General features: G+C 67.5%; 28 protein-coding genes. 9 read left to right on the forward strand and 19 right to left on the reverse strand.

The window, feature by feature from the left end:
* Positions 1-7 precede the first annotated feature (7 nt).
* The 3 genes from LQZ87_RS00395 to LQZ87_RS00405 form a co-directional block, all read right to left on the reverse strand.
* Positions 8-760, reverse strand: coding sequence for a cytochrome c biogenesis protein CcdA (locus LQZ87_RS00395; protein ID WP_230101470.1), 753 nt, complete (start codon positions 758-760; stop codon positions 8-10).
* Complete coding sequence (locus LQZ87_RS00400; protein WP_230101912.1) at positions 757-1,338, reverse strand: TlpA disulfide reductase family protein; 582 nt, start codon at positions 1,336-1,338, stop codon at positions 757-759. The genes LQZ87_RS00395 and LQZ87_RS00400 overlap by 4 nt, the downstream gene beginning before the upstream one ends.
* A 98-nt stretch (positions 1,339-1,436) precedes the next feature.
* Entirely contained in the window at positions 1,437-1,841 is a 405-nt protein-coding gene (locus LQZ87_RS00405; protein WP_230101471.1) for a MerR family transcriptional regulator, read from the reverse strand.
* A 52-nt stretch (positions 1,842-1,893) separates the two neighbouring features.
* Here LQZ87_RS00405 and LQZ87_RS00410 point away from each other — a divergent pair, with 52 nt between their 5' ends.
* A complete protein-coding gene (locus tag LQZ87_RS00410; RefSeq protein WP_230101472.1) occupies positions 1,894-2,793 on the forward strand; it encodes an NAD(P)/FAD-dependent oxidoreductase in 900 nt (299 codons plus the stop codon).
* 7 nt (positions 2,794-2,800) lie between these two features.
* On the opposite strand, the gene LQZ87_RS00415 is transcribed toward LQZ87_RS00410, so the two are convergent.
* Both LQZ87_RS00415 and LQZ87_RS00420 read right to left on the reverse strand, forming a co-directional pair.
* A complete protein-coding gene (locus LQZ87_RS00415) occupies positions 2,801-3,424 on the reverse strand; it encodes a histidine phosphatase family protein (protein WP_230101473.1) in 624 nt (207 codons plus the stop codon).
* Complete coding sequence (locus LQZ87_RS00420; RefSeq protein ID WP_230101474.1) at positions 3,425-3,790, reverse strand: DUF5684 domain-containing protein; 366 nt, start codon at positions 3,788-3,790, stop codon at positions 3,425-3,427.
* 139 nt (positions 3,791-3,929) lie between these two features.
* Here LQZ87_RS00420 and aspS point away from each other — a divergent pair, with 139 nt between their 5' ends.
* Positions 3,930-5,711, forward strand: a complete 1,782-nt coding sequence (aspS, locus tag LQZ87_RS00425) for an aspartate--tRNA ligase (protein WP_230101475.1) — start codon at positions 3,930-3,932, stop codon at positions 5,709-5,711.
* A gap of 111 nt (positions 5,712-5,822) precedes the next feature.
* On the opposite strand, the gene LQZ87_RS00430 is transcribed toward aspS, so the two are convergent.
* A complete protein-coding gene (locus LQZ87_RS00430; protein ID WP_230101476.1) occupies positions 5,823-6,656 on the reverse strand; it encodes a TSUP family transporter in 834 nt (277 codons plus the stop codon).
* 48 nt (positions 6,657-6,704) lie between these two features.
* On the opposite strand from LQZ87_RS00430, the gene LQZ87_RS00435 reads away from it, so the two are divergent.
* From LQZ87_RS00435 to LQZ87_RS00455, 5 genes are all read left to right on the forward strand, one after another.
* Entirely contained in the window at positions 6,705-7,220 is a 516-nt protein-coding gene (locus LQZ87_RS00435) for a GNAT family N-acetyltransferase (protein WP_230101477.1), read from the forward strand.
* 136 nt (positions 7,221-7,356) lie between these two features.
* Positions 7,357-8,502 (forward strand): ABC transporter substrate-binding protein, encoded by a 1,146-nt coding sequence (locus LQZ87_RS00440; RefSeq protein WP_230101478.1) that lies wholly within the window; start codon positions 7,357-7,359, stop codon positions 8,500-8,502.
* A gap of 41 nt (positions 8,503-8,543) precedes the next feature.
* Positions 8,544-9,425 (forward strand): ABC transporter permease, encoded by an 882-nt coding sequence (locus LQZ87_RS00445; protein WP_230101913.1) that lies wholly within the window; start codon positions 8,544-8,546, stop codon positions 9,423-9,425.
* The gene (locus LQZ87_RS00450) at positions 9,422-10,216 is read left to right on the forward strand and encodes an ABC transporter permease subunit (protein WP_230101479.1); all 795 of its coding nucleotides are present in this window, start codon (positions 9,422-9,424) and stop codon (positions 10,214-10,216) included. The genes LQZ87_RS00445 and LQZ87_RS00450 overlap by 4 nt, the downstream gene beginning before the upstream one ends.
* Positions 10,213-11,298 (forward strand): ABC transporter ATP-binding protein, encoded by a 1,086-nt coding sequence (locus LQZ87_RS00455; protein ID WP_230101480.1) that lies wholly within the window; start codon positions 10,213-10,215, stop codon positions 11,296-11,298. The genes LQZ87_RS00450 and LQZ87_RS00455 overlap by 4 nt, the downstream gene beginning before the upstream one ends.
* 13 nt (positions 11,299-11,311) lie before the next feature.
* On the opposite strand, the gene LQZ87_RS00460 is transcribed toward LQZ87_RS00455, so the two are convergent.
* From LQZ87_RS00460 to LQZ87_RS00490, 7 genes are all read right to left on the reverse strand, one after another.
* Positions 11,312-12,067 (reverse strand): amino acid ABC transporter ATP-binding protein, encoded by a 756-nt coding sequence (locus tag LQZ87_RS00460; protein WP_230101481.1) that lies wholly within the window; start codon positions 12,065-12,067, stop codon positions 11,312-11,314.
* Positions 12,064-12,861 (reverse strand): amino acid ABC transporter permease, encoded by a 798-nt coding sequence (locus LQZ87_RS00465; RefSeq protein WP_230101482.1) that lies wholly within the window; start codon positions 12,859-12,861, stop codon positions 12,064-12,066. Before LQZ87_RS00465 ends, LQZ87_RS00460 begins: the two co-directional genes overlap by 4 nt.
* 37 nt (positions 12,862-12,898) lie before the next feature.
* Positions 12,899-13,723, reverse strand: coding sequence for a transporter substrate-binding domain-containing protein (locus LQZ87_RS00470; RefSeq protein WP_230101483.1), 825 nt, complete (start codon positions 13,721-13,723; stop codon positions 12,899-12,901).
* 90 nt (positions 13,724-13,813) lie between these two features.
* A complete protein-coding gene (locus LQZ87_RS00475; protein ID WP_230101484.1) occupies positions 13,814-14,845 on the reverse strand; it encodes a serine hydrolase domain-containing protein in 1,032 nt (343 codons plus the stop codon).
* 16 nt (positions 14,846-14,861) lie between these two features.
* Positions 14,862-15,782: a carbohydrate ABC transporter permease gene (locus LQZ87_RS00480; RefSeq protein WP_230101485.1), complete on the reverse strand. Its 921-nt coding sequence runs from the start codon at positions 15,780-15,782 to the stop codon at positions 14,862-14,864.
* A complete protein-coding gene (locus LQZ87_RS00485) occupies positions 15,782-16,741 on the reverse strand; it encodes a sugar ABC transporter permease (protein WP_230101486.1) in 960 nt (319 codons plus the stop codon). The genes LQZ87_RS00480 and LQZ87_RS00485 overlap by 1 nt, the downstream gene beginning before the upstream one ends.
* 68 nt (positions 16,742-16,809) lie before the next feature.
* On the reverse strand, positions 16,810-18,087 hold the full coding sequence (locus LQZ87_RS00490) for an extracellular solute-binding protein (protein WP_230101487.1): 1,278 nt from the start codon (positions 18,085-18,087) through the stop codon (positions 16,810-16,812).
* 149 nt (positions 18,088-18,236) lie between these two features.
* On the opposite strand from LQZ87_RS00490, the gene LQZ87_RS00495 reads away from it, so the two are divergent.
* Together LQZ87_RS00495 and LQZ87_RS00500 are read left to right on the forward strand one after the other, a co-directional pair.
* Positions 18,237-19,103: a MurR/RpiR family transcriptional regulator gene (locus LQZ87_RS00495; RefSeq protein ID WP_230101488.1), complete on the forward strand. Its 867-nt coding sequence runs from the start codon at positions 18,237-18,239 to the stop codon at positions 19,101-19,103.
* A gap of 3 nt (positions 19,104-19,106) precedes the next feature.
* Positions 19,107-20,282, forward strand: a complete 1,176-nt coding sequence (locus LQZ87_RS00500) for a DUF1343 domain-containing protein (RefSeq protein WP_230101489.1) — start codon at positions 19,107-19,109, stop codon at positions 20,280-20,282.
* A 1-nt stretch (position 20,283) separates the two neighbouring features.
* Here the strand turns inward: LQZ87_RS00500 and LQZ87_RS00505 are convergent, their stop codons facing one another.
* The 6 genes from LQZ87_RS00505 to LQZ87_RS00530 all read right to left on the reverse strand — a co-directional run bounded on the left by LQZ87_RS00505 (position 20,284) and on the right by LQZ87_RS00530 (position 22,685).
* The gene (locus tag LQZ87_RS00505; RefSeq protein WP_230101490.1) at positions 20,284-20,583 is read right to left on the reverse strand and encodes a Dabb family protein; all 300 of its coding nucleotides are present in this window, start codon (positions 20,581-20,583) and stop codon (positions 20,284-20,286) included.
* Positions 20,580-20,843: a glutaredoxin family protein gene (locus LQZ87_RS00510; protein WP_230101491.1), complete on the reverse strand. Its 264-nt coding sequence runs from the start codon at positions 20,841-20,843 to the stop codon at positions 20,580-20,582. The genes LQZ87_RS00505 and LQZ87_RS00510 overlap by 4 nt, the downstream gene beginning before the upstream one ends.
* A complete protein-coding gene (locus tag LQZ87_RS00515) occupies positions 20,840-21,142 on the reverse strand; it encodes a rhodanese-like domain-containing protein (protein WP_230101492.1) in 303 nt (100 codons plus the stop codon). The genes LQZ87_RS00510 and LQZ87_RS00515 overlap by 4 nt, the downstream gene beginning before the upstream one ends.
* A gap of 98 nt (positions 21,143-21,240) precedes the next feature.
* Complete coding sequence (locus tag LQZ87_RS00520; protein WP_003792170.1) at positions 21,241-21,339, reverse strand: AURKAIP1/COX24 domain-containing protein; 99 nt, start codon at positions 21,337-21,339, stop codon at positions 21,241-21,243.
* A gap of 133 nt (positions 21,340-21,472) precedes the next feature.
* Positions 21,473-21,664 carry a helix-turn-helix domain-containing protein gene (locus LQZ87_RS00525; protein ID WP_230101493.1) on the reverse strand — a complete coding sequence of 64 codons (192 nt, stop codon included), beginning with the start codon at positions 21,662-21,664 and terminating at the stop codon, positions 21,473-21,475.
* Between the two features lie 103 nt (positions 21,665-21,767).
* The gene (locus LQZ87_RS00530; RefSeq protein WP_230101494.1) at positions 21,768-22,685 is read right to left on the reverse strand and encodes a TetR/AcrR family transcriptional regulator; all 918 of its coding nucleotides are present in this window, start codon (positions 22,683-22,685) and stop codon (positions 21,768-21,770) included.
* Between the last annotated feature and the right edge of the window lie 36 nt (positions 22,686-22,721).

The raw sequence follows: 22,721 nt of genomic DNA on the forward strand, positions 1-22,721 counted from the left end.
GCGGGGATCAGAGTGGGAGGATGACACTGCCCATCACCGCCGTCAGTCGAGACATGATGTCGGTCCACAACCCGGTGACCATGAGGATGCCGAGTGCGATGAGCAGCGCGCCGCCGATGATGTTCACGATGCGGATGTGGCGACGCAGGAAGCCGATCGCCTTCGTCGCCCAGCCGAAGCCGAGAGCGACCAGGAGGAACGGGATGCCGAGGCCGAGGCTGTACGCCAGGCCGAGGAATCCTGCGCGCCACGGATCGCCGAGCGTCCACGACACCGCCGTGATCGCGGCGAGCGTCGGGCCGATGCACGGCGCCCACCCGATGCCGAGAGCGAAGCCCAGCAGGGGTGCGCCGATGAGACCGGTCTTGGAGGTGACGTGCATGCGCCATTCGCGCTGCGCGAAGCCGAAGAGCCCGAGGAACACCAGCCCCATCGCGATGATCACGACACCCAGGATGCGGGTGATCAGATCGCCCCACTGCAGGAAGAACACCGCGGCTGCTCCGCCGATCGCGGTGAACGCGATGAACACGACGCTGAAGCCGAGGATGAACAGCAGCACGCCGAACACGAGACGGCCGCGCGCCGGTGCCGCGGCGTCCGTCGTCGTCTTCGGCGCCACGGCCCCGCCGATGAAGCCGAGGTATCCGGGAACGAGCGGCAGCACGCACGGCGAGAGGAACGAGACGAGACCGGCGAGCATCGCGACCGGGATCGCGAGCCAGAGAGCGCCGGAGCCGATCAGCTCGTTCGTGTTCACGCCGTCTCCGCGAGAGCATCCTTGACGAGCGTCGAGAGGATGCTGGCGCCGTCGACCGGCCCGATGATGCGAGCAGCGACGCGCCCCTGCTTGTCGAGCACGAGCGTGGTCGGCGTGGCCTGGATCGGCGTGGCGTTGGCGAAGGCGAGCTTCGCGGCGCCGCTGTCGACGTCCATGATGCTGGGGTAGGTCACGCCGTAGGTCTTGGCGAACGACTTCGCGGTGTCGGCCTGGTCGTAGATGTTGATGCCGACGAACGAGACGTCATCGGCCTCGTACTGCTGCCAGACCGTCTCGAGGTCACCGGCCTCGACGCGGCACGGGGCGCAGCCGGCGTACCAGAAGTTCACGACGGTGACATCGCCGGCGATGTCGGCGCTGTCGAAGTCGTCGCCGTTCTCGGTCACGCCGCTGAAGACGACCGGTTCACCGCGCTCCGCGACGGGGATCTCCTCGACCGCGCCGTCCGCCGAGATGTAGCCCTTTCCGTCGCCGGAAAGATACTGCTCGGCGACGGGGTCGGTTCCGCACGCCGTCAGAGAGAAGGCGATCGTCGCGGCGAGCGCGGTTCCGAGCATCCGACGGGCGCGTCGGTTCGGCGAGAAAGCGGGCACATTCCCAGTCTACGCAGGGGTTTCTATGGGTGATCTGGAAGGAACCCGGCGCCCGCGCACCGTCAGAAACGGGCGAGCACGTCATCTACGCCGGCACGGAATCGCGGGCACATCGTGATGTCGTGGGCACGACAGCGCAGTGCATGCTCGGTCATCTCACGGGAGCGCTGCATCTCCAGCATCCGCTTGTCGAGATCGTCCAGGTGCGCGTGCAGAACCTCGTGCCTGCCCGAGCGTCCGTCGTCGAGGAGCACGCCGATCTGCTCGAGCGTCATGCCTGCGCGCTTGCTCCGCTGGATGATCGCGATGCGGACGACCTCATCCTCGCCGTACCGGCGACGTCCAGCGGAGTCGCGCTCCGGATGCAGCAGCCCGACTGTCTCCCAATGCCGGAGCACGTTCGTGGGCAGATCGAACCGCTCGGCGACATCGCCGACGGACCAGGGATGCGTAGCGCTTGACTTCATGTTGACATGAAGTCACACACTGGTCGAGAACGCAAGATCAGGAGGATCCACCATGTACGACGCGATCGTGATCGGAGCCGGCCCCGCCGGCCTGCAAGCCGCCCTCACTCTCGGCCGGATGCACCGCACAGCGCTGCTGCTCGACTCCGGGGAGTACCGCAATGGAACCGTTGAGCACATGCACAACATCATCGCCTCCGACGGCACCCCGCCGGCGGAGTTCCGGGCGACGGCCCGTGCTCAGCTCGCGGAGTACTCCACCGTCGAGGCCCGTGACGCCAGAGTCGAGCGCATCGAGGGCGTCGTCGACGACTTCACCCTCGAACTGGAGGGCGGGTCGACGGTGCGCGGGCGCCGCATCGTGCTCGCGAGCGGCGTCGCGGACGACCTCCCAGGCGTTCCCGGCCTCGCGGGTCTGTGGGGTCTGCGCGCGTTCACCTGCCCGTTCTGCGACGGCCACGAGTTCGCCGGACGAGACATCGGAATCCTCGGGGCGGCCGCGCGCACGGTCCACCTGGTCGCGATGCTCTCCCCCATCGTCCGGAGCATCACCGTGTTCGCGCTCGACGAGCAGCCGACGGATGAGGACCGCGCGGCGCTGGAGGCGGCGGGTGCCGACATCCACTCTGGCCTCGTGCGGTCCGTCGCCGCAGAGGCTGACGGTGCGCGTGTCACGACGACCGCTGCGCACGTCGCCGTCGCCGGCCTGTTCGTCGCAGCAGGAACCGTGCGGCAGCGGGCCTCCTTCGCCGCCGATCGCGGACTGCGGATGCTGCCCTCCGGCGCCATCGAGATCGATGACTTCGGTCAGACCTCTGAGCCGGGGATCCTCGCGGCCGGCGACCTGGCCCACCGCGCCTCGCTGCCGGGGCCTGTGGCCTCCGTCATCCAGGCCGCGGCGGCAGGGCAGATGGCCGCGGCGCGAATCGTGCAGGAGTTCGCGTCGTCGTGAACCGCTGCTACACGGCGCCGAGGTCGATGCCGGCGGCCGCAGGCTCGGCGTAGCCGACCTCGCGCCACACGTCGCCGACCCGCTCGAAGGACGTGACGCTCGAGAGCGCGCAGCGCCGGGTGCGCGGATCGTGGCGAAGGCGGAGGCCCGCGACGTGGAGGTGCGTGATCCAGATCGGCGCCTGGTGCGAAACGATCACGGCATCCCCGCGCTCCGTCTCGTTCCACGCGCTGTTCATCGCCTCCTCCATCCTCACGGCGATGGACTGGTACGGCTCACCCCAGGTCGGCACCGAAGGATTGCGCAGGTGCCACCAGTTGCGCGGATCGCGCAGCGACCGGCTCATCCGCGTGCCCTCGAACACGTTCGTCGGCTCGATGACGCGTTCGTCGAGTGCTGGGACGAGCCCGAAGATCTCGCTGAACGGCTCGGCGGACTCCTGCGTGCGCTGGAGGGGCGAGCTGCGCAATGTCGTCACGGGTCGCTCGAGCCCCTGGACGTACTCGGCTGCGGCACGCGCCATCCGCCGGCCGTCCTCGCTCAGTCGATAGTGCGGCAGCCGCCCGTAGAGAACGCGGCGAGGGTTGTGGACCTCTCCGTGGCGGACGAGGTGCAGTCGTTCGGCAGGCATTCAGACCTTCCGGTAGGTCGCCGACCCGAAGCCGATGATGAGGTGCCCGATGAAGGGGAAGATCCACAGCAGGAAGAACGAGAACACGACGCCCTTGCCGAAGTTCGCGCCCTCCTTCACGGCGACGATGATCGCGAACACGATGTTCACGATCGGGATGAGGTAGAGCAGCCCGAGCCAGGCGGACATACCGGCGATCTTCACGAGGAAGATCCAGTTCACGATCGGGATCAGCGCCAGGATGCCGGCATACCCGGCCTTCACGAAGACCCGCCACATGGTGATGGCGTAGAGCACGTACAGGGCGAGAGACAGCCACATGGACGTCGTCGTGGCGATCTGGTCGCTGATCAGATTCCAGTCCACGGCGCACTCCCTGTTCGCGCGGCCGTCCGGCACGGCCCATCGCGGCCGAGTCTATCCATCGGCATCCAGCGCCCCGCGGATCCCCGGCCGCGCCCCCGTAGAATGGCGGAGTTCCCTTTTCTGAACTGGAGGAATCTCCGTGCTTCGCACTCACACGACCGGCTCGCTGCGAGCCGACCACATCGGTCAGACCGTCACCCTCACGGGTTGGGTCGATCGTCGTCGTGATCACGGAGGAGTCGCCTTCATCGATCTTCGTGACGCCTCTGGGATCGCCCAGGTCGTCATCCGCGACGAAGAGGTGGCCCACCCGCTGCGCAGCGAATTCGTGCTGAAGGTCACCGGCTCGGTCTCTCGCCGCCCCGAGGGCAACGCGAACCCGAACCTGCCCACCGGCGACATCGAGGTCATCGCGACCGAGGTCGAGGTGCTCAACGAGTCCGCTCCCCTGCCGTTCCAGGTCTCCACCGGCCTCGGCGACAGCGAGACGATCGGCGAGGACGTTCGGTTCAAGTACCGCTACCTCGACCTGCGACGCCCGTCAGCGGCATCCGCTCTTCGCCTGCGCTCGAAGGTCTACAGGGCCGTCCGCGAGGTTCTCGACGCCCGCGAGTTCGTCGAGGTCGAGACGCCCACGCTCACCCGATCCACGCCGGAGGGCGCGCGCGACTTCGTCGTGCCGGCTCGCCTGCACCCCGGCAGCTGGTACGCCCTGCCGCAGAGCCCGCAGCTGTTCAAGCAGCTGCTCATGGTCGGCGGCATCGAGAAGTATTACCAGATGGCTCGCTCGTACCGCGACGAGGACTTCCGCGCCGACCGTCAGCCGGAGTTCACGCAGCTCGACATCGAGATGAGCTTCGTCGACCAGGAAGACGTCATCGAGATGATGGAAGACGTCATCACCGCGATGTGGAAGACGATCGGCGTAGAGGTGCAGACCCCGCTGCCGCGCATCACCTACGCCGACGCGATGGCGAAGTACGGCTCCGACAAGCCCGACCTGCGCTTCGGACTCGAGCTCGTCGAAGCCACCGACTACTTCTCCGAGACGACGTTCCGCGTGTTCCAGGCCGAGTACGTCGGCTCTGTACGGATGCCGGGCGGCGCCTCGCAGCCGCGGAAGCAGCTGGACGCCTGGCAGGACTGGGCGAAGCAGCGCGGTGCCCGCGGCCTCGCCTACGTCCTGTTCAACGAGGACGGAACTCTGGGCGGCCCCGTCGCCAAGAACCTGTCCGAGAAGGAGCAGGCGGGTCTGGCCGAACTCACCGGCGCCGAGCCGGGTGACTGCGTTTTCTTCGCGGCCGGCTCCGCCAAGGACTCGCGTGCACTGCTGGGTGCGGCGCGCGTCGAGATCGGCCGTCGCCAGGGTCTGCTCGACCCCGACACGTTCGCGTTCACGTGGGTCGTGGATGCTCCGATGTTCGAGCCTGCGGCGGATGCCGTGGCATCCGGTGACGTCGCTGTCGGCGCCGGCGCCTGGACGGCCGTGCACCACGCCTTCACCGGCCCGAAGCCGGAGTTCGCGGACACCTTCGACACCGACCCCGGGTCGGCGCTCGCCTACGCGTACGACATCGTCTGCAACGGCTCCGAGCTCGGCGGCGGCTCGATCCGCATCCACCGCGAGGATGTGCAGAAGCGCGTGTTCGAGGTCATGGGCATCTCGGACGAGGTCGCGAACGAGCAGTTCGGATTCCTGCTGGACGCGTTCAAGTTCGGCGCACCGCCGCACGGTGGAATCGCGCTCGGCATGGACCGCGTGCTGCAGCACCTGACGAAGACCGAGTCGATCCGCGAGGTCATCGCGTTCCCGAAGACCGGCAACGGCTTCGACCCGCTGACCAGCGCGCCCGCGCCCATCACGGATGCGCAGCGCGCCGAGGCCGGCGTCGACTTCGTACCGGAGGATGCCGAGGCCTGAGCCTCGTTCCCCGAGCTCTCACGCCGAGCCCCCGTCTTGCTGTCGAGACCCCGTCGTATTCGCGCATCTACGACGGGGTCTCGGCGATAAGACGGGGGCTCAGCAGGTGGGTCAGTGCTCCGCGAGCAGGGCGAGCCCCGGCACGATGTTCTCGTTCCATACGTCGAAACCGAGCTTCGCGATGAGCGCCACGACGACGATCAAGAACACGACGCGGATGAACGTCGCGCCGCGCGCGATCGCCATCCGAGAGCCCAGGTAGCTGCCCGCGACGTTCGCGACGGCGAGGATGCCGCCCAGCAGCCACAGCACGGATCCGTGCGGGATGAACAGCAGCAGCGCGCCGGCGTTGGTGGCGAGGTTGACGATCTTCGCCTTGGCGCTCGCCTGCAGGAAGTCATAGCCCATCAGCGCCACGAGCGTGATGACGAGGAACGTTCCGGTGCCCGGCCCGATCATCCCGTCGTAGAACCCGATCACGAGGCCGGCAGCACCAGCCATGATGTGGTGCTTGTGCCCGGCGAAGCGCAGCTTGGTCGCCGCCCCCATCTCGGGCTTGAACACCGTGAAGATCGCCACTGCCAGCAGCGCCACGACGATGATCGGTTTGAAGGCTGCCGGCGGCAGAACGGTAGCCACCGCTGCTCCGCCGAAGGACCCGGCAAGTGCGATTCCTGCCATCGGCAGGGCCGTGCGGATGTCGGGTTTCGCGCGGCGGTAGTACGTGACGCTGCTGGTCGCGGTGCCGAACACCGAGGCGAGCTTGTTCGTCGCGAGCGCCTGCACCGGCGCGATGCCGGGGATGAGCAGCAGGGCCGGCAGCTGCAGCAGCCCGCCGCCCCCGACGACGGCGTCTATCCAGCCGGCGCCGAACGCCGCGAGGACGACGAAGATCAGCATCCCCCAGGTGAGCTGTTCGAGCCCGAGCAGCTCACCGATCTCCATCCCTCCAGTATCCCTCGCACGTGCGATCGGCGATGACAGACTGGAATCATGCTCGACGCTCTTCCGCTGCCGCATCCGTTCGATCGCCGCGCCGGCGCCGCGACCCTGCGCCGCGCGACGAGCGGTGATATCGACGCACTGATCACGTTGCTCGCGGATGACCCGATCAGCGCGGCACGTGGCGACGTCGCATCCGACACCGACCGCGATGCCTACGAAACCGCGCTGGAGGAGATCCTCGCCGATCCGTCGAATGATCTGCTCGTCGTCGAGATCGACGTCGCGGTCGTGGGCACACTGCAGCTCACCTCGATTCCCGGGATGGCGCGACGCGGCTCGCGCCGCCTGCTCGTCGAGGCGGTGCGAGTGCGCAGCGACCTGCGCTCATCCGGCATCGGCTCGGCCGTCATGCACTGGGTAGCGGATGCCGCGGCTCCCGCTCTCGGCGCGGTACTCGTGCAGCTCACCTCGGACGCCGCACGCACCGAGGCGCACCGGTTCTACGAGCGCCTCGGATACGTCGGCTCGCACGTGGGCTTCAAATACAACGTCCCGCGAGACTGACCGCTGGCGTCGCGTTCGCGCCCGCGTCACCTCTCGTTCACCGTCGCCGGACGATCCGGTAACTCTCGCACCGTAGCGTCCTGACGCAACCCGAATTCCGGCGCGCCCGCGCCGGACACCGAGAGGAACCCACCTGATGGCAACCATTACCCGCCGCTCGCGTCTCGTCGCCGGCATCGCCCTGGCAGCCACCGCCGCCCTGGCACTGACCTCCTGCGCGGCAGACAGCAGCGCAGGAGACGGCACGGACGGCGGCGACGCCGTCGACGCCGCATCCGCCACCTCACTCGCCGACTTCGGCACGTTCGAAGACCTCGAGGCCGCAGCCAAGGCCGAGGGCGCGCTGAACGTGATCGCCCTGCCCCGCGACTGGGCGAACTACGGCGAGATCCTCGACCTGTTCGCCGAGCGCTACCCCGAGATCACCATCAACGAGGCCTCCCCTGATGTCTCCAGCCAGGAGGAGATCACGGCCGCCGAGACGAACCAGGGCCTGGACACCGCGCCCGACGTGTTCGACCTCGGCCTCGCGGTCGCGCTGGCGAACACCGACATGTTCGCGCCCTACACGGTCGAGAATTTCGACGAGATCCCCGACGCGCTCAAGGAGCCCACCGGCCTGTTCGTCGGCGACTACGGCGGGTACATGTCCATCGGCTACGACGCTTCGAAGTTCGACGAGCCCACCTCGCTCGACGATCTCAAGGGTGCCGACTTCAAGGGCGCCGTCGCGATCAACGGCGACCCGACGCAGGCCGGCTCCGCCTTCGGTGCTGTGGGCCTCGCGGCGGTTCAGTCCGGCGGCGACCTCGACGACTTCACCCCCGGCATCGAGTACTTCGGGGAGCTGCAGAAGGCCGGCAACTTCCTGAAGGTCGACGTCACGCCCGCCACCATCACCAGCGGCGAGACCCCTGTCGTCTTCGACTGGGACTACCTGAACGCCGCTGCCGGCGCTGACAACGAGAACTGGAAGGTCGTCGTCCTGGACGGCACGGGCTACGCCTCGTACTACAACCAGGCCATCAACAAGGATGCCCCCAACCCGGCGGCGGCCCGCCTGTGGCAGGAGTTCCTCTACAGCGACGACGTGCAGAACCTGTGGCTGAAGGGCGGCGCTCGTCCGGCTCGCATGGAGGCCATGACCGAGGCAGGCACGATCGACGCCGACCTCGCAGCGGCCCTCCCCGAGGTCCCAGCCGAGACGGTCGTCCCGACCGAGGCGCAGTCCACGGCAGCCGGCACCCTGCTCGGCGAGAAGTGGGCCGCGGCCGTCCAGTGACCACTCTGATCCAGGGGGTGGATGCTGCGGCATCCGCCCCCATCACCGCCGGGCCGGATCAACCGGTCCGGCGGTCCGGCCTTTCCTGGGCATGGCTGGGACTGGTGCCGTTCGGCGCGTACGTCCTGCTGTTCCTGGCCGTACCGACGATCCTCGCGATCGGCTCCGGATTCGCAGGCGGAGACGGCGCCTTCACGTGGACCAACGTCGCAGCCCTCGTCGACCCCGTCGTGCTGACCACCTTCGCGAACTCCGCTTGGGTCTCGCTGCTCACGGCCGTGATCGGCGCGGTCGCCGGTGCCCTCGTCTGCTACGCCATGCTCGGCATGAACCCGCAGGGCGCTGTGCGCCAGAGCGTGGACGCCACAGCCGGCGTCCTCGCACAGTTCGGTGGCGTCATGCTCGCCTTCGCGTTCATCGCGACGATCGGCGCCCAGGGTGTCATCACGGTGCTGCTGCGCGACTCGTTCGGGTTCAACATCTTCGAGAACGGCATGTGGCTCTACGAGGTGCCAGGGCTCATCTTCCCCTACATCTACTTCCAGGTGCCGCTCATGGTGATCACGTTCATGCCGGCGCTCGCGGCGCTGAAGCCGCAGTGGTCCGAGGCGAATCTGACTCTCGGCGGCACGCGTCTGGGTTTCTGGACCCGCATCGGCATCCCCGTGCTCGCCCCGTCGTTCCTCGCGAGCCTCCTGCTGCTGTTCGCCAACGCGTTCTCGTCGTACGCGACCGCGGCCGCCCTCGCCAGTCAGGGTTCGCAGATCGTTCCGCTGCAGATCCGCGCCGCGCTCACCAGCGAGACCGTGCTCGGCCGCGAGAATCTCGCCGGCGCCCTTGCGCTCGGCATGATCGGGATCGTCGGCGTCGTGATGGCGCTGTACTCGCTGATCCAGCGGCGGGCTGCAAGGTGGCAGTCATGAACAAGCTCGCCCCCTCTCGCGTGACGCGCTGGGTCATCGGCATCGTGATCGGCGCCTTCTTCGCGATCCCCCTGGTCTCGACGTTCCTGTACACACTGCGCGGGAAGGACGGCGGTCTGTCGTTCGAACGCTGGGCCGCACTGATCGACCCGGCGGCATCCGCGGCGATCAAGCCGATCTGGACGGGCCTCGGCAACTCGCTGATCCTCGCCCTCGTCACGGTCGTCATCGTCCTGCTTCTGCTCGCGCCGACGATGATCCTGGTGAACCTGCGGTTCCCGACGCTCAAGCCGGTCTTCGAGTTCGCAGCTCTCCTGCCGATCTCGATCCCCGCGATCGTGCTCGTCGTCGGGCTCTCGCCGATCTACCTGCAGATCGGTCGCGCGTTCGGCACAGGCACGTGGACGCTCGCCTTCGCCTACGGCATCACCGTGCTGCCGTTCGCGTACCGCTCGATCCAGGCATCCATCGACGCCGCCGACCTGCGCACGCTCTCCGAGGCCGCGCGTTCGCTCGGATCGAGCTGGCCGACCGTCGTCCTGAGGGTGCTCGCACCGAACCTGCGCCAAGGGCTGCTGTCGGCATCCCTCATCTCGATCGCCGTCGTGCTCGGCGAGTTCACGATCGCATCCCTCCTGAACCGGCAGGTGTTCCAGACGGCGATGGTCGTCGTCGGCAAGCAGGACGCCTACGCACCCGCGATCTTCACGCTGCTCGCGCTGCTGTTCTGCTTCCTCCTGCTGCTCATCATCGGCCGCGCCGCACGCGGCAACCGAAAGGCCACGCAATGACCACCGCGCTCCCCGCGACCAAGGACAACCAGCTGCTCGCCGAGGCCGGCGAGGGGACCCGCGTGCAGTTCGAGGGCATCGAGAAGAGCTACGGCTCGAACCGCGTGCTGCACGGCGTCGATCTCGACATCGCACCCGGCGAGTTCGTGTCGTTGCTGGGACCGTCGGGATGCGGCAAGACCACCGCGCTGCGCGTGCTCGCCGGTCTCGAGAACGCGGATGCCGGCGCCGTACTGCTCGGCGGCCAGAACGTCTCGCGCGTCCCCACCAACAAGCGCGACATCGGCATGGTCTTCCAGGCGTATTCGCTGTTCCCGCACCTCAGCGTCGCCGACAACACGGCGTTCGGCCTGCGTCGCCGGGGTGTCGGCAAGGCCGCGGCGGGCCGCCGAGCGCTGGACGCGCTTGCTCTCGTCGGCCTCGACGGCTTCGCCGACCGGTTCCCGCACCAGCTCTCGGGCGGGCAGCAGCAGCGCGTCGCTCTCGCCCGCGCCCTCGTCACCGAGCCGCGGGTGCTGCTCCTCGACGAGCCGCTCTCGGCGCTCGACGCCAAGGTGCGCGTCCAACTGCGCGACGAGATCCGCCGCATCCAGCTGCGCCTGGGCATCACGACCGTGTTCGTCACGCACGACCAGGAGGAGGCCCTGGCCGTCTCCGACCGGATCGCGGTGATGGATGCCGGGCGCATCGACCAGATCGACTCCCCGGAGGAGCTGTACCTGCGCCCTGCGACCGCCCACGTCGCCGCGTTCGTCGGGCTGTCGAGCGTCGTCTCGGGCACAGCATCCGGCGACACGGTGACGGTGTGGGGACGCGCACTCCCCGTCAACACTCCCGCGATCGGTGAGGTCGAGGTGCACCTGCGCCCCGAGAACCTGCGGTTCACCGGCGAGGCGGATGCCGCGACCGGAGGCGTCGTCGAGGAGAGCACGTTCCTCGGCAGCATCCGCCGCACGCTCGTCAAGACCGACACCGGCGAACTGGTCCGCGTGCAGCACGACGCGCACCAGCATCCAGCCTTCGGCGACCGGGTCTGGCTCGGAATCGAGCCGGTCCCCGTCGCCGTCCGCCCGCGCGCCTGACCGCGAGACGGCGCTAGAGCACGCGCGAGAGGAAGTCCTGCGTGCGCGGATGCTGCGGGTTCGCGAGCACCTCGCGCGGGTCGCCCTGCTCGACGATGTGTCCGCCGTCCATGAAGATCAGGCGGGATCCGACCTCGCGGGCGAAGCCCATCTCGTGCGTGACGACGAGCATCGTCATCCCGTCATCCGCGAGCGAGCGCATGACCTGCAGCACTTCGCCGACGAGCTCGGGGTCGAGCGCAGACGTCGGCTCGTCGAACAGCATCATGTCGGGGTTCATGCACAGCGCACGCGCGATCGCGACACGCTGCTGCTGACCACCGGAGAGGTGGCCGGGGTACGCGTCGGCCTTCTCGCTGAGCCCCACGCGCGCGAGCATCTCGTGCGCGACCCGCTCGGCTTCGGCCTTCGAGCGCTTCTTCACCCGCCGCTGCGCGAGCGTGAGGTTGCCCATCACGTCGAGGTGCGGGAACAGGTTGAAGCTCTGGAACACCATGCCGATGCGGGTGCGCACGCGGTCGATGTCGATGTCCTCGTCGGTGATGTCGATGCCCTCGACGAGGATGCTGCCGCCGGTGGGCTCTTCAAGCATGTTCACCGAACGCAGCAGCGTCGACTTGCCAGAACCCGACGGCCCGATCACGCAGACGACCTCGCCGCCGGTGACCGTGAGGTCGATGCCCTTGAGCACCTCATTGTCGCCGAAGCTCTTGACCAGCCCGCGGACCTCGATGGCCGGGGCGTGGACGTCGATCAGATCCGTGCTCATCGCTGCCTCGCCATTCGTCGCTCGAGCCACGCGCTGAATCGCGTGAGGGGGATGGTCACGATCAGGTACAGCAGCGCTGCCATGATCAGCGGGGTGCCATTGCCGTTCTGCGTCGTAGCGTCACGGGCGAAGGTCGTGAGCTCCTTCGACCAGATGAAGCTTCCGGCGATGAACAGCAGCGAGGTGTCCTTGAGCAGCAGCACGAACTCGTTCGTCAGCGGCGGGATGATGATGCGGAAGCCCTGCGGGATGACGATCCAGAACGTGGTCTTCATCGGCGACATGCCGAGCGACCGCGCGGCCTCGGTCTGCCCCTTCGGCACGGCCTGGAGCCCGGCGCGAATCGTCTCGGCCATGTACGCCGAGGCGACGAGGATCAGGCCGACGAGCCCGAGCACCACCGGACCGCCGAGATCCTGATTGCGCACGCCGACGGCGATGGGCAGGATGTACGCGATCGCGAAGATCGTCAACAGTGCTGGAAGGCCGCGGAACAGCTCGATCCACACCGTCGCGATCCACCGGAAAGGCGCGATCACGGAGAGCTTCATCAGCGCCAGCACGACGCCGAGCAGCAACCCGCCGAGGAACGCGATAGCGGTGAACCACAGCGTGTTCACCAGCCCGGTGGTGATGATGCCCGGAAGCATCTTGAGCGCGACTTCGGGGTTGAAGAAGAGCGGACCGAGCCGCGCCCAGTTGGCTGTCGCCAGCGCCCACACCGCAAGCGCGATGAGGATCGCGTACACCGTGTAGCGGTACAGCTTCTGTTTCTGAGTGCGCCTCAACGCCATCGGCAAGGTCCTCCCGATCTACCGTCCTGCGCGAAACTCAGTTGGCGGAGAAGTACGTGTCGTAGATCGTGTCGTAGTCGCCGCTGTCACGGAGCTCCTGCAGCGCAGTGTTGACGGCGTCGAGCAGGGCGGTCTTCTCGCCCTTGGCGAAGGCGAAGCCGTAGGACTCGCCGGTGTCGTACTCCTCGACGATCTTGTAGTTCGGGTCGGCCTTCTCGTGCTCGATGTTTACCGGCTGGTCCTGCAGGATCGCGTCGATGGTGCCGGCCTGGATCGCCGGCCACAGCTCGCCGTCGGAGGGGAGCTGCAGAAGCTCCGCGCCCGGCGCGTTCTCGGTCGCGTACGCCTCACCGGTCGTGCCCTGCTGGACGCCGACGATCTTGCCATCGAGGTCGTCGATGGTCTTGATGTCCGAGTCGGCGGGGACCAGCAGCGACTGCAGCGAGTCGTAGTAGGGGTCGGAGAAGTCGAGGTTCGCCTTGCGCTCATCGGTGATGGTCATCGCGGATGCGCCGAGGTCGCACGTGCCGGATGCGAGCGTGGTGCCCGACTGCAGCGCGTCGAAGCCGACGTCCTGCACAGCCAGCTTCAGGTCGAGCTTCTTCGAGATCGCATCGAGCAGATCGATGTCGAAGCCGGTGTATCCGGTGCCGTTGTCGCCGCCCTCGAACTCGAACGGCGCGTAAGGGATGTCGGAGCAGATGGTGAGCGTGCCCGCCTCGACGAGTCCGTAGTCGTCACCACCGGATGCCGGGGCGTCGTCGCCTCCCGCATCGTTGCCCGCGCCGGCGCAGCCCGACAGGGTGAGGGCGGCCGTCGCCGCGAGGGCGAGGCCGAGGACGAGGTGACGGCGACGGGTCATGACCGCTCCAGACTGACGGGGCCGTGGGGCCCGCTTACGGGTATGCAGATCATCCTGACACGGAGCAGACCAGAATTCCCACCTTGCGGGTTACGTTTCCGTTTCGCTCCCCGCCGTGGTGCGGATGCTCTCACCGCCATCGGAGCCGATCGGTCGCAGGAAATCTCTGCGAATGAGGCTGACGTCGGTTCCCTCCCGGGTGGGGTGCACCCGGTTGAGCAGAAGCACGCCGAAACCGCCCGAGTCGCGATCGACCGCGAAGCAGGTCCCGGTGAATCCGGTGTGGCCGACGGCATCCACCTCGCCCATCCACGAACGGTCTCGCACTCGGAGTCCGATCGCCTGTCCGTACCCCGCCTCGGCCCGGATGACCGGTGCCGACATCAGCCTGACGCTCGCCGAGGTCAGCACGCGCGAGCGCGGACCATCGCCGTCGTCGCGGACCATCCTGGCCAGGGCTGCGACGTCATCCGCGCTGCCGAACAGCCCTGCGTGTCCTGACGGGCGGGCGAGCGCGTGCGCGAGCTCGTCGTGGACCTCGCCGCGGATCAGTCCGCGATGCGGCTGCTCCTCCGTGGCGACCGCCCTTTCCCTCTCCGGTCGCCACGTGAGCGAGTCGGCGCCGAGCGCGACGGCGACCTCGGCGACGATCTCCTCCAGCGACCGACCGGACGCACGCTCGAGGATCTCGCCGACGGCGATGAATCCGACATCCGAATAGCAGTGCTCCTCCCCCGGCACGGCGCGCAGTTCCGTGCGCAGCGCTGCCGCCCTGAGCTCGTCTCCGAGGAGACCGTCGCGCCAGAGCCAGCACTCGGGCGGGAGGCCGGAAGAGTGCGTGAGGAGGTGCCGCAGCGTGACGCGAGCGGCATCCGATCCCGAACCCACGGCGGCGATCTCGGATACCGGTGCGTCGAGATCGATGAGCCCCTGTTCCACGAACCGCAGCGCGGCCACGGTCGTGAAGACCTTGGTCAGCGACGCCAGGTCGAACAGGTGGTCCGGTCGCAGCGGACCGGCGTCATGCGCAGACGGCGCACCGGCGAGCATCCGCTGCTCCTCGGCGCCGGCGCGGACGACGCGCACCGATGCCCATGCCGACCCCGGCGCGCCGTTCACCATGACCGACGCTCCGTGGTCACTTGCTCATGCCTGAGGTCAGCCCGTTGATGATCTGCTTTGTCGCGAGCAGGAACAGCACCACCAGCGGGATGGTCGCGATCGTGAGCCCGGCGAACAGCTGCGGCCAGTCGGTCGAGTACTCGCCGAAGAAGCGGGTGAGACCCACCGGCAGCGTGTACGAGTCGCGATCGCGAAGCAGGATGAGCGGATAGAAGAAGTCGTTCCACACCGGGACGAAGCGGAACACGATCACCGTCGCCAGCGCCGGGCGGATCAGCGGCAGCAGGATCATGATGAAGGTGCGCAGGGGCCCTGCTCCGTCGATGCGGGCCGCTTCTTCGAGCTCGATAGGCAGCGCACGGAAGAACACTGTCAGCACGAAGGTCGTGAACGGGATGCCGAGAGCGCCGTAGACGAGGACCAGGCTGAACACGTTGCTGGTCATCTTGAGCGAGTCCAGCAAGTAGAACAGCGGCAGGATCGCCAGGTGGACGGGCAGCATGAGCCCGGACAGGAATACCGCCTCGATCCCGCGGAAGAACTTCGCCCTCGCGCGGGCGAATGCGTACGCCGCGAGCACCGAGACGACGGTCGTGACGATGACCGATCCGACTGTGACGGTGATCGAGTTGATGAAGTAGGTGTCGAAGGATGCGGTGACCCAGGCCTTCTGGAAGCTCGTGAAGGTGGCGGGGAACGGCAGTCCCAGCGGTTCGGAGGCGATCTGCTGCTGGCTGCGCAGAGAGTTGTTCACCATGAGCAGGAGCGGCCCGATCGCGACGAGCGCGTAGGCCCACAGGAACACGTTGGCGAAGACACGGCCGATGAGCGGCGTGTCCGAACGGACGCGGCGGCGTCGACGCGGTGCGGGCGGGCGTCCGGAGACGATGGCTTCGGTCGTCGCGTCGTCGACGGCGGTGGCGGTGACGGTGCTCATCAGAACAGCTTCCGTTCGGCTCGGCGCATGGAGGAGGTGATCACGACCGAGATCACCATGATGAAGATGAACAGCACGGTCGCGAGAGCGGAGGAGACGCCGATCGAGTTCGGGTTCCCCGATTCGAACGCGGTCCGGTAGAACAGCAGCATCATGACGTCGGTCGAACCGGCGGGTGCTCCGTTGGATCCGGCGAGCGCGAACGGGATCGCCATGGACTCCATGCTGCCGATGAAGGTCAGCACGGTGATGATGCCGATCGTCGGTGTGAGCATCGGCAGCGTGATGTAGCGGAATCGCTTAGCGGCCGTCGCGCCGTCCAACGAAGCAGCCTCCTCGATCTCCTCCGGGATCCCTCCCAGAGCCGCCCCGTACAGGAGGATCGGGAAGCCGATCCACTGCCAGGCGCTCACGAGCACGATCACCCAGATGGCGAGGTTCGGATCCCCCAGCCACGGCAGCGCCAAGCCTTCGAGCCCGACGCCGCGGAGGATCGCGTTGACGGGTCCGAACAGCGGAGACAGCATCAGCGACCACAGGTAGCCGATGACCATCGGGCTGACCAGGTACGGCAACGCGAAGATCGTCTGGAAGAACCGCTTCGAGCGGCCGCGTCGGTGGAGGAGCGTCGCGATGCCCAGCCCCAGCGAGTTCTGGAACACGATGGCGCCGGCGAACAGCAGCAGGTTGTGTCCGAACGCGTTCCAGAGTTCCGACGCGTACGGCTCCTTCGTGAGGAGCGTGATGTAGTTGCCGATGCCGGCGAACCCGCCCTGCTTCGTCCCCTGCCAGTCGAAGAACGAGTAGCTCAGCGCGGCAAGCATCGGGTACAGGATGAGCACCGCGAACAGTGCAGCGGCCGGGAGGACGAACAGCAGCGCCGTCGGAGTCGTCAGAGCGATGCCCGTGCGGGTTCGCCCTGCCTTCTCACGCCGGCGCACAGGGAGTGTCAGAGCCATGGGATGTCTTTCGGTTCCCGGTGGCGCCGCGAGCGGCGCCACCGGGAACGGTCAGGATGCGGAGTCGATCAGGATCCTGGAGTGAACCAGGTGGACACACCGGACTGCAGGTCGGTGCCGAGCTGCTCGGGTGTCTTGTCGCCGAGGAACATCGCCTGGACGTCAGGGCCGAGCACGGCGGTACCCGTCGGGTCGCCGTAGCGGAAGTCGACGAGCAGCAGGTACGGAGCCGGGTTGGCGGTGTACTGCTCGTTCATCTCCTGCATCAGCGGGTCGGAGTACTTGACGCCGGGCAGTGCGGAGAACTGGTCGACCTCGTCGGCCACGAGCTGTCCGAACTCCGCCGTGGTCATCCAGTTCAGCAGCTCGGCCGCGGCATCCTGCTGGTCGCTGGATGCATTGATGCCGAAGCTGCCGTCGGCGTAGCCGGGGGTGACGGCGTGGTCGAGGACGCTGCCGGGCGCCGGCGGCACCTCGTAGACGCCCCACTCGGTGTCGGGAGCGGAATCCTGGAAGGTCGGCAGGTCGAACGATCCACCAGGCCACTGAGCGGCCTGGCCTGAGGTGAACTGCAGCACGGCGTCTGCGACGGCGATGGCGTTCACGTTCTTGTCGAGGTACTTCTGCATGTCCTTGACGATCTGCAGCGAGGCGACGTAGTCGGCGTCGGTGAAATCGACGTCTCCGCTGAGCACCTTCTCCTCGAAGTCGGCGCCGCCGTAGCGCGCCGAGCCGACGATGTCGTGGAACATCGGAAGCACCCAGTCCTCGCGAGCGCCGAGCGCCATCGGCGTCACGCCCTCGTCGAGCAGAGTCTCCTGCAGGTCGATGAACTCGTCCCAGTCGGTCGGCTCCGCAAGACCCATCTCATCGAACATGGTCTTGTTGTAGAACATCTGCATCGTCTGGTACGCGAACGGAACGCCGTACGTGGCGCCGTCCTCACGTCCCTGGGCCGCGCGGAGCACGGTGGGGTCGAACTGGTCGAGTCCATCGACGATGTCATCGATCGGCACCAGCTGCTCCGACTGGATCGCCGCCTGCACGCCGCCGTAGGCGCGGAGCATGGCGAGATCCGGTCCGTCGCTGCCCTCGAGCCCTGTGGCGAGGATCTGGTTGTACTCGGTGGGCTGGAACCCCTCGAACTCGATGGTCACACCGGGGTGGGCCTCTTCGTAGACGTCGAACACCGCCTCCCACTTGGGCGACGACGAGGCCTGCCATGACCAGATCTTCAGCGTGATGTCATCCTCGCCGGCATCGGATGCCGGTGCACAGCCGGCCACGGCGAGACCCGTGACGACCAGGCCTGCGGTGAACGCGAGGCGAATCGGGCGATTACGCATGAGGTTCCTCTCGGTAATGAAGCACCGCCTGGAGCTCGGCGGCGACAACGCTGTCGTGCATTCCCCCACCTTGGGCAATGACTTCCAAGATATCAAGCCTTTCCGAAAATTAGTTACAGACTGGAAACAATTTCTGACATGATGGGCGCGTGCCCACCAGTGCCATGACCGCGATCCATCAGCGGCGGTCCGCGCTCACGCCGACCGAGCAGCGGATCGCCACGCATGTGCTCGCCGAGCCCCACCGCGTGGTCGAGAAGTCCATCACTCAGCTGGCTTCGGCCAGCGGCACGTCCGTTGCGAGCATCGCGCGGTTCGCTCAGAGCCTCGGCTTCGCCGGGTACCCGGACTTCCGTCTCGCCCTGGCCACGGAGCTCGACAGGACGGAGTCGGATCGCGAACGCTTCCAGGTGTCCGCGGGCGATGTCAGCCGAGACGATGACGCCGTCACCACCATCCGCAAGATCGCTTTCGCCGAGGCATCCGCGATCGAGCGCACGGCCAGGCAGATCGACGTGGAGGACCTCGAACGCTGCGTCCGCGCGATCAGGACGGCCAGACGCATCGACATCTACGGCACGGCGTCCAGCGGCCTGGCCGCGCACGACCTGGAGCAGAAGCTGCACCGCGCAGGACTCGTCGCGCAGGCGCGCACGGATCAGCACCTCGCCCTCACCGGCGCCGCTCTGCTGACCGAGCACGACGTCGCGATCGCCATCTCGCATTCGGGCCGGACACTCGAGATCGTGCAGTCCGCCGAGGTCGCGGCTGCGGCCGGCGCCACGACGATCGCCCTGACGAACAATCCGCGTTCCCCGCTCGCCCGGGTGTGCGGTCTCGTACTCGTGACGGCCGTCTCCGAGTCGACGTTCCGCTCGGGCGCCATGTCCAGCCGGATCGCACAGCTCGCCGTGCTCGATTTCCTGTACACCCGCATCGCGCAGGCGGACTACGACACCATCGCCGACAACCTGCAACGCACCTACGACGCCGTCACCGCACACAGAATCGACTGATCCATGCTCCTCGGAATCGACCGCCTCATCCGCCATGACTTCGACGACGCTCTGCTCTCCCGGTTGCGGAGCGCACGGCTCGGGATGCTGACGAACGACCTCGCCCTCACCTCCGACCTGAAGCGCGGCCGCGAGCCGTTGGCTGCCGGGGGCTGGGCGTTCTCGCTGTTCTTCGGCCCCGAACACGGCCTCAGCGGTCGGGCACGCGAGGGCGAGCTCGTGGGCGACGATGCCGACCCCGTGACGGGAGTGCCGGTTCGCAGCCTGTACGGGGCCGACGTCCGCCCGACCGCCGCCGACCTCGCCGACCTGGACGCCGTGCTCGTCGATCTGCCCGATGTCGGGGCGCGCTTCTACACGTACATCTGGACGATGAGTCATCTGATCGAGGCCTGCGCCGACGCGGGCGTCACGGTCATCGTCCTCGACAGGCCCAATCCGCTCGGCGGACGCCTGGACCGGGCGGAGGGACCCATGCTCGATGAGCGGGCGCAGTCCCTCGTCGGACGCTGGGCGATGCCGATCCGCCACGGGCTGACGATCGGAGAGCTGGCGAGGCACTGGGTTCGAACGCGCGGCATCGATGTGGACCTGCACGTCATCGAGGCAGCGGGGTGGCGCCGGGATGAGACGGCCATCGGCCGACAGGAGCTCACCTGGATGCCGCCGTCGCCGAACCTCCCGTCGGCAGCGACGACGCTGCTGTACCCGGGCACGTGTCTGGCCGAAGGCGTGAACGTGTCAGAGGGCCGCAGCACCGCGGTGCCGTTCCGCGTCATCGCGGCCCCGTTCATCGACGGCGAGCGCTACGCCGCCGCCATCGCAGCCGCCGAGCTGCCCGGCCTCGCCGCGGTTCCGTACGGCTTCACGCCGCTCGTCCGCGACCACAGCGGCGAAGCGTGCGAAGGCGTCATCCTGCACGTCACCGATCCCGAAGCACTGCGCCCTGTGCACACCGGGGTCCGCCTGCTGTCGCTGCTCGAGCAGATCCACCCCGGAGCACTCGAAGAACGGTCACTGATGCCGATGCCCGGCGAATCCCAGTGGACGCCGCTCGAGAAACTGTTCGGCGTCGAGGGCGCGTTCTCGCAGATCGTCGCCGGAGACTGGGACGATCCGGAGAGGTTCGCGGTTCCGCAGTGGAGCGAGCTGGTCGCCGACGACCTGCTGTACCGCTAGGTCAGACTTCGAAGTCGACGGCGACGCGGGACGCGACGACGGTGCGGATGTAGCCGGCGGCCTCCTCGTGCGCCGGGTGCACCTGGTACTGCTCGAGGGCCTCGACCGAGTCGACGTCGGCGACGAGCGTGACATCCCAGTTCACATCGGCGTACAGCGTGTTCGCACCGGCGGAGATCGATCGCAGCTGCGGCACGACGCCGTCCAGGCTGTTCAGCCGCCGCGCGACTTCTGCGGCCTGCACTGCACGCTCCTCGGCATCCTCGCTTGCGAGCTTCCACGTGACGACGTGACGGATCACTTCGACTCCTCCAGTCTCTGCCTCAGCTTGTCGGCCGACACGCGCCAGTAGGCGTGCACCTCATCGTCGATCAGCACGACAGGGATCTTCTCCCACCACAGCTCGTGCAGCGCAGGATCGTCCTCGATCGACCGTTCGACGATCTCGATGTCGTCTCCGATCTCATCGGGAAGATCGGCGACGACCTGCTCGACGATGCCGAGAGCTGTCGGGCACAGATGGCAGCCGTCTCTGCCGATGACGGTGATCGTCGTCGTCACGGGGCAGGCTTCTCGACCGGCTTGCCCGCGGAGATCCATTCTCCGGTGCCGCCTTCGACGTTGGTGGCGTCGTAGCCGCGCTCCTCGAGCGCCTGCACGACGCGAGCCGATCGTCCACCGGCCTGGCAGATGACGTCGAACGCCTCTGCTGGGAGCTCGTCCAGACGATTGCCGATCTCGGACATCGGGATGTTGACCGCCCCTGGCACGTGCCCGGCGGCGAACTCGTCGCGTTCGCGCACATCGATGAGCGGCGTGTTCTCACGAGCATCGAGATCGGCGATGGTGATGGACTTCATGGCTCCCTCAATCAACTGGAACGAGTGCGCAGCAGAGACACGAAGCGCCCCGTCGACTGGCTCGAAAGCCGGCCTGGGGCGCTCGGTGTTCTGGCCGCTTACTTCTTGTTGCGGCGCTGGTGGCGAGTCTTGCGAAGCAGCTTGCGGTGCTTCTTCTTCGCCATGCGCTTGCGGCGCTTCTTGATGACTGAACCCACGGAAACCTCACTAAGTCAGGGGCTGGGCGTCTCGAAAATCGGACACCCGGGTACGGGCACGGAAAATGCCTCGGATCAGTTTAGCAAACACGCGGCGGCGTGATGCACACGAGCCGAGCGCGCAGCGACGTCGTCAGCCGACGTCGCTGATCGGACGTTGCAGCGCGTCCGTTACTGCGGTCTCCGGCACACGGTAACTGCGGCCGAAGCGGATCGCCGGCAGCTCGCCGGAGTGCACGAGCCGATACACGGTCATCTTGGACACGCGCATGATCTCTGCGACCTCTGCGACCGTCAGGAATCGTACTTCTGGAACGTCGGGCATCCCCCGTACCCCTTTCTTGCTGATGCATCACTCTATGGGGAAGACGGGGCCCGTGTAAACCTATGGGACGAATGTGATCTATGTGACTGCTGTGGAGTTCCTGTCAGCGATCCAGGCGCCCACGCGCGTCCTTCACCGCTTGGCGTTCGAATTTGCGCGCGTCGCGCAGCGCCTTCTCGGCGGCGCGTACGCTCTTGCGCGCCTCGCGCACACGCTTGTCCTCCGTGATCCCCGACGGCTCGGTCCCGACCCAATCGGCGACGGAGACGTGCGGTTCTCCCCGCTCGAGGCCGGCGATGTACGCCTCGACGCCGTCGAACACCCGCTCGATGCCGAAGTGGAAGGGGTCGTCCTCCGAGAGAAAGACGCCCGCGTCGATCGCGGTGCGCAGCGCCGGATACTCCTCGGCCGAGATCACCCGATCGAACAGACCGGCCTCGAGGACGGTGATCTCCTCCGGGGTCATGCCCGTCGAACGGGCCTGCTCCGCGTACCCGGCGATGATGATGCCGTACCAGCGCGCCGACCCCGTGACCGCGAGCACCACGGCAAGACGTTCGACGTCGCTCAGCGGTGTGCCGTTCAGGCTCGCTAGCCCGGCGTCCAGCCAGGCCGAGCTGTTCGGCGTGATCGGTGAGCCCGTGATCGGGATCGACAGGATCCAGGGATGGGCGAGGTAGCCCGTCGCCTGCGCCTCGAACAGCGCGCTCAGCTTGGCGCGCCACCCTTCCTGCTCTGCATGCTCCTCCGGCGGCAACCCGGTCGCCTCTTCCTGCATGAGCAGCAGCAGATCGTCCTTGGCACTGACGTACCGGTACAGAGACATCGGCGTGAATCCGAGACGGGCGGCGACCGCCGCCATCGACACGGCACCGAGCCCCTCGGCATCCGCGAGCTCGATCGCGGCCTCGACGATCTTCTCCACGCTCATCTCGCGCTTGGGCCCGCGCTGCGGGTTCGCCGCGACGCCCCAGGCGAGCGCGATGCCCCTGGGCAGCTCAGGAGGTTCCACGTCACTCATGTCGACCATCCTAATTCTGTGTATTGAATAAACAGT

This window comes from Microbacterium sp. Bi121 (assembly GCF_918698005.1).
In the GTDB taxonomy this organism is placed as follows: Bacteria; Actinomycetota; Actinomycetes; order Actinomycetales; family Microbacteriaceae; genus Microbacterium.

Excerpts from the sequence above, each read along its gene's own strand:
- LQZ87_RS00400 (WP_230101912.1), bottom strand. The coding sequence starts at position 1,338 with ATGCTCGGAACCGCGCTCGCCGCGACGATCGCCTTCTCTCTGACGGCG.
- LQZ87_RS00405 (WP_230101471.1), bottom strand. The coding sequence starts at position 1,841 with ATGAAGTCAAGCGCTACGCATCCCTGGTCCGTCGGCGATGTCGCCGAG.
- LQZ87_RS00410 (WP_230101472.1), top strand. The coding sequence starts at position 1,894 with ATGTACGACGCGATCGTGATCGGAGCCGGCCCCGCCGGCCTGCAAGCC.
- LQZ87_RS00415 (WP_230101473.1), bottom strand. The coding sequence starts at position 3,424 with ATGCCTGCCGAACGACTGCACCTCGTCCGCCACGGAGAGGTCCACAAC.
- LQZ87_RS00430 (WP_230101476.1), bottom strand. The coding sequence starts at position 6,656 with ATGGAGATCGGTGAGCTGCTCGGGCTCGAACAGCTCACCTGGGGGATG.
- LQZ87_RS00435 (WP_230101477.1), top strand. The coding sequence starts at position 6,705 with ATGCTCGACGCTCTTCCGCTGCCGCATCCGTTCGATCGCCGCGCCGGC.
- LQZ87_RS00440 (WP_230101478.1), top strand. The coding sequence starts at position 7,357 with ATGGCAACCATTACCCGCCGCTCGCGTCTCGTCGCCGGCATCGCCCTG.
- LQZ87_RS00450 (WP_230101479.1), top strand. The coding sequence starts at position 9,422 with ATGAACAAGCTCGCCCCCTCTCGCGTGACGCGCTGGGTCATCGGCATC.
- LQZ87_RS00455 (WP_230101480.1), top strand. The coding sequence starts at position 10,213 with ATGACCACCGCGCTCCCCGCGACCAAGGACAACCAGCTGCTCGCCGAG.
- LQZ87_RS00460 (WP_230101481.1), bottom strand. The coding sequence starts at position 12,067 with ATGAGCACGGATCTGATCGACGTCCACGCCCCGGCCATCGAGGTCCGC.
- LQZ87_RS00465 (WP_230101482.1), bottom strand. The coding sequence starts at position 12,861 with ATGGCGTTGAGGCGCACTCAGAAACAGAAGCTGTACCGCTACACGGTG.
- LQZ87_RS00470 (WP_230101483.1), bottom strand. The coding sequence starts at position 13,723 with ATGACCCGTCGCCGTCACCTCGTCCTCGGCCTCGCCCTCGCGGCGACG.
- LQZ87_RS00475 (WP_230101484.1), bottom strand. The coding sequence starts at position 14,845 with ATGGTGAACGGCGCGCCGGGGTCGGCATGGGCATCGGTGCGCGTCGTC.
- LQZ87_RS00480 (WP_230101485.1), bottom strand. The coding sequence starts at position 15,782 with ATGAGCACCGTCACCGCCACCGCCGTCGACGACGCGACGACCGAAGCC.
- LQZ87_RS00485 (WP_230101486.1), bottom strand. The coding sequence starts at position 16,741 with ATGGCTCTGACACTCCCTGTGCGCCGGCGTGAGAAGGCAGGGCGAACC.
- LQZ87_RS00490 (WP_230101487.1), bottom strand. The coding sequence starts at position 18,087 with ATGCGTAATCGCCCGATTCGCCTCGCGTTCACCGCAGGCCTGGTCGTC.
- LQZ87_RS00500 (WP_230101489.1), top strand. The coding sequence starts at position 19,107 with ATGCTCCTCGGAATCGACCGCCTCATCCGCCATGACTTCGACGACGCT.
- LQZ87_RS00515 (WP_230101492.1), bottom strand. The coding sequence starts at position 21,142 with ATGAAGTCCATCACCATCGCCGATCTCGATGCTCGTGAGAACACGCCG.
- LQZ87_RS00525 (WP_230101493.1), bottom strand. The coding sequence starts at position 21,664 with ATGCCCGACGTTCCAGAAGTACGATTCCTGACGGTCGCAGAGGTCGCA.
- LQZ87_RS00530 (WP_230101494.1), bottom strand. The coding sequence starts at position 22,685 with ATGAGTGACGTGGAACCTCCTGAGCTGCCCAGGGGCATCGCGCTCGCC.